Genomic DNA, 4282 nt, shown 5'->3' with positions numbered 1-4282 from the left:
CTGCACGGACATATGACGAATTATGGAAGGCGGTCGGTCATGTTTGTAACCTGTTCACCCCTGACGAATGCTACAACTTCTTCAAGGCCGCTGGATATGAAACTGATTGAACCAGACGCGCTCTAAACCAAGGCTTTTTCAAAACCATCATCATCATTTCGCTGCTGCCACTACTTCTGGTGTTTCTATTGTCACTGGCCCCCGCAGGCCTGCTATTGGTGGTCGTGGTGGCGTACCTCACCTGGGGCCCCTTTCGTCGTGGCGTGAACAGTCTGTTTGGGAACATCGGAAAATTGATCTCCGGTTTTTTCAGAGGCATCTTCAAAGCCATCGGTTGGCTATTCGCCGGGTTGTTCAAAACCATCGGCCTGATATTTCGTGGCTTTGGACTGTCCTTCAGCTGGCTGTGGGGCGCATCGGCTCCCAAGTCCCAGTTCATGGGATGGTTTGAACGCTGGCGGTTGTTGCGTTCGGCCAATCAGGGGCCTTTGGTCGATGGGCGGTCCTCTCGTCTGTCCGAGAGCGCTGGCTATGAAAGTATTTTGGTTCAGGGCGGCATGGGGCGCGGAAAGAGTTCGACGTTTGTTTTGCCAAACTTGCTATCGCCCCCCAGCAATCAGCCCAGCTTTGTGGTGTCTGACACGTCGGGGGAATTGTACCAGGCCAGCTCCGGCTATTTGGCCAGTCAAGGGTATGTGGTTCGCGTCCTGAATCTGATGGATCCGGTGCATTCAGAAACCTATAATCCGCTGGCGAATGCCAAGGCATCTCAGGACTTGGCCGATCTGGCGAAGACATTGGTCCGATCCGCCAGTGGTCGGAGCGCCGGACAATCCGCCAGCGATCCATTTTGGGATCAATCTGCGGAAAAGCTGATCAGAATACTAGCGCAGTGCCTGATGAACCAACCGGATCCGAGTTTTCGCAACCTGACCAACCTACGCCATTTGGTACTTGGTTTCGACGCGCACGTCGCGCCTCAAGGCCAACTGGGGGCCATTGACCGCTTTGTAATGTCCGCGACCCAGAACGATCAAAGCACTTTTGCCGCCTATCGGGCCTTTGTTCAGGGCAACCTGAAGACCATCCAATCGGTGTTGATGTCGGCTGACGTGGCGCTCGATGCCGTTGCTACATCAGAAATGGCCGCGCTGACCGGCACCAACACACTCGACTTTGCCGAGTTGCGACAGCGCCCCACCGCCATGTTTGTCATCGTCAACCAAACGCAAATGGAGCTCTACTCGTTCATTTTGTCCTTGTTTTACGCCGATTTATTCAAGTCGCTTTTAAAAGACCCAAGTAATCCGGGACGACCAGTATGGCTGTTTCTAGATGAATTCGGTCACCTGCAAATCCCAGGGTTCGAAGTCTTCGCGACCACCTCGCGGAAATACAAAGTCAGCTATGCCCTGTTTCTGCAGTCCTTGGCACAGTTGGAAGGCCGGTATGGCTTACAGAATGCGCGCACGATCATCGAAGGTTTGGGGACAGAAATCTACCTGCCGGGGACTTCGCTGGAGACGGCCCGCAACCTCGAAGCACGTCTGGGGCGCACTCCCAACGCACCACTGATGGCGGCCAACGACATCATCCGGATGGATGAGAATGAAGCGTTGATGCTTTACTCAAACCGCTTGCCGGTTCTGCTCAAAACCAAGCGATACTATCAGAGATCCGACCTTCGACGTCGGGCTCGCCTCGTGCCTGCACCGTTTCCGCAGTCTGGCGGACGCAGCCCAAAAATCATCCAACTTTGAAAGGCAATAACATGGAACCCCACGAACTGAATGATGCCGGTTTTACGGAAGGCTATAGCCACGCGATTGACGCCAAACCACGGCGATATGGCGCTCCGATGGAAATGATCTTGCTTGTGCCCGATCGCATTGTTTTCTGGCGCAACGGATACGAAGAAGGTTTCGCTAAAGGCAAGGCTGACCGACGAGCTCTGGAAGCTTGGCGCGAGAAGGTCAAAGCAGCCGAAAGAGCCGCAGCAATAGAGGAAAAATCTAATGAGCGCTGATTATGACGGACGCAGCGACGGACGCCGCGATGCTGAATTTGATACCGGGCACGACTTTCCGCGAAAGCCCCGTCCCCGGTTTCTGCCGTCACTGTTATCTGATCGCTACCGGTTGGCCTACATGGCCTCCTACAAGCGACACTACGACTTTTGGTTGCGCAACAAAGAGGGCGAGATCAGCCGGGAACTGGCCCAAAATTCGAAGCTCATCTCCGGGGAGCAGGTCCCTAGAGATCAGGTTTATGAACGTGGCTGGCGCGATGGTTTTGACGGTAAGGACACGCCACCCAAGGAGTTAGCACACGAAGAAATCAGAACCTACGAGCGGGGCCATCGCATGGGCCGACAGCATCGTGAATATGAGTTGGCCGATCAGTTAAGAAAGCAGAGTCAGCGGCAACATCATCGATGATTGGCAAGTCATTTGTCACGCTGACGCTGGCTGGAACGTCAATTTCAAGTACAATGATCAAACATGAAGAACCAACCAAACCGGCGGACGTGCGTGACGGCAGAAGAGATGGTCAGGCTTAAGGCCGAAGCTGATGAATTGGCCAACATGCAGAATATTCTGAACGCATTACCAATGGACTTGCAGATCGAGTCCTTGCCGGATGAAGCCCTCGACCGTCTACGAGAGATTACTCGGTCACCGGCGACCGTTCTGTGCGGCGATAGCTTGCTGCTGTGGAACAATATTTGCCGCGCAAGAAGAAGCCTGAAATCAATAAACTAACCATAGATCCATGGAGCACCCCAATCCGGCAACGTCACCACGGTTTGGTGTGGCGTTGTTGCGGGTCTCGACTGACAAGCAGTTTCAGGAAGGCGAAAGTATTGAAACGCAACGCCGTAAGGTGGAATTTGTGGCGCGGCGAGAGCGGATCGATGTCGTCCGCTTCTTCATCGAGCATTATTCGGGCCGGAAAACTGACCGGCGCATCCTTGACGAACTGTTCGTCTTTTTGGACGAAAACCGTGACATTGACGCCGTCATCGTCGGTGACATCGACCGCTTCACACGCGGCGGCACCGAAGTCTACCTGCAGCTCAAACGTCAACTACGCGAACTCAACGTCAGCCTCGTGGACACCACCGGTATCATTCAGCCGGAACGCAATCGGCTGGAACACCTGGGCGTTGAGTATCAATGGTCCATAGAATCTCCCAGCCACTATGCCGAGATATTTATGGCCGAGAAGGCTCGTGCAGAGGCGTCAGACATTCTGACTCGCACTATCGGACAGCAAATTCAGTTGACGCGGGACGGATATCAGTGCCGAGCACCAAACTTTGGATACCAAAATGAAAAAATCGTCACCGAAGACGGTAAGAAGAAAACGATCATGGTTCCGCACGCCATTGAAGCGCCGTGGATCGTTCGAATGTTCGAGCTGAAAGCTGATGGCAGCTGGCGCGACGACGCGATCTGCGAAGCCATCAACGCGATGGGGTATAAATCACGGTCGATGAACCTCTTCGATCCGGATACCCGCCGCGTAGTTGGGCAAACCGGTGGCAAACCACTCGATGTCAAACAGCTCAACCGTTACATCGAAAAGACGATCTACTGCGGCGTTCGCTGCGAACTATGGAATCAAAACCAGCCGGTCCTGGCCCCGATTGAAGCATTGGTGTCGAGGGATCTGTTCAACCGTGCCAACCGAGGCACGTTGAAGGTAACCCAGCTGAGAGACGGCAGCGTTGAGATCAAAGAAGCGCGCGCAGAGCAGGGGAATCATCGTCACAATCCAGAGTTCTTGTTGCGCCATGTCGTAGCATGCCCGCAGTGCGAAAAACCCTTGGTCGCATCGCGCTCCAAAGGGAAGTCCGGCAACTACTTTGGATATTTCCACTGCAACCGTGGGCACAAGTACTTTGGGGTCAGCCAGAAAGAGTTCGAAAAGACGGTAGGCAATTACTTGGACAGCTTGCAGGCCAAGCCAGGGTTCTTACCCTTGTTTCGTGAGGTCGTGCGTGATGTCTGGATCCAGAAAAACCGCTCCCGCAAGCAGGATGGGGACCAGATCCGCCAACATATTTCTGCGTTAGAGCAACGACAGGCTTCGTTGGTGGACAAAATCGCCAGCAGCAAGTCCGCGATCGTTCAGGAAAAGCTGGAAGTACAGATTGAAGTGGTCCGGCAAATTTGGACAGCGTGCTAAGATGTATCCAACGCGCACGAATGGATACGAGAATGACAAAGCGACGGAACTTTTCAGACAAGTTTAAAGCTGCTGTGGCGCTTGAGGCGCT

5 protein-coding genes are annotated in these 4282 nt (G+C 53.8%); all 5 read left to right on the top strand.

Translation table 11 applies throughout. The features are described 5' to 3' along the window. Positions 1-188: 188 nt before the first annotated feature. A complete protein-coding gene (locus ROE7235_RS18800; protein WP_147434277.1) occupies positions 189-1760 on the top strand; it encodes a type IV secretory system conjugative DNA transfer family protein in 1572 nt (523 codons plus the stop codon). A gap of 11 nt (positions 1761-1771) precedes the next feature. Next, positions 1772-2026, top strand: a complete 255-nt coding sequence (locus ROE7235_RS18795) for a hypothetical protein (RefSeq protein ID WP_121097405.1) — start codon at positions 1772-1774, stop codon at positions 2024-2026. Continuing rightward, positions 2016-2438: a hypothetical protein gene (locus ROE7235_RS18790; RefSeq protein ID WP_147434276.1), complete on the top strand. Its 423-nt coding sequence runs from the start codon at positions 2016-2018 to the stop codon at positions 2436-2438. Before ROE7235_RS18795 ends, ROE7235_RS18790 begins: the two co-directional genes overlap by 11 nt. A gap of 63 nt (positions 2439-2501) precedes the next feature. Continuing rightward, positions 2502-2762, top strand: coding sequence for a hypothetical protein (locus ROE7235_RS18785; RefSeq protein WP_121097399.1), 261 nt, complete (start codon positions 2502-2504; stop codon positions 2760-2762). Positions 2763-2772: 10 nt separating this feature from the next. Next, entirely contained in the window at positions 2773-4191 is a 1419-nt protein-coding gene (locus ROE7235_RS18780; RefSeq protein ID WP_121097396.1) for a recombinase family protein, read from the top strand. Positions 4192-4282 lie beyond the last annotated feature (91 nt).

Source organism: Roseinatronobacter ekhonensis, assembly GCF_900499075.1.
GTDB lineage: Bacteria > Pseudomonadota > Alphaproteobacteria > Rhodobacterales > Rhodobacteraceae > Roseinatronobacter > Roseinatronobacter ekhonensis.
The sequence above is the reverse complement of the archived record's forward strand: the minus strand, read 5'-3'. Positions and strand labels throughout refer to the sequence as shown.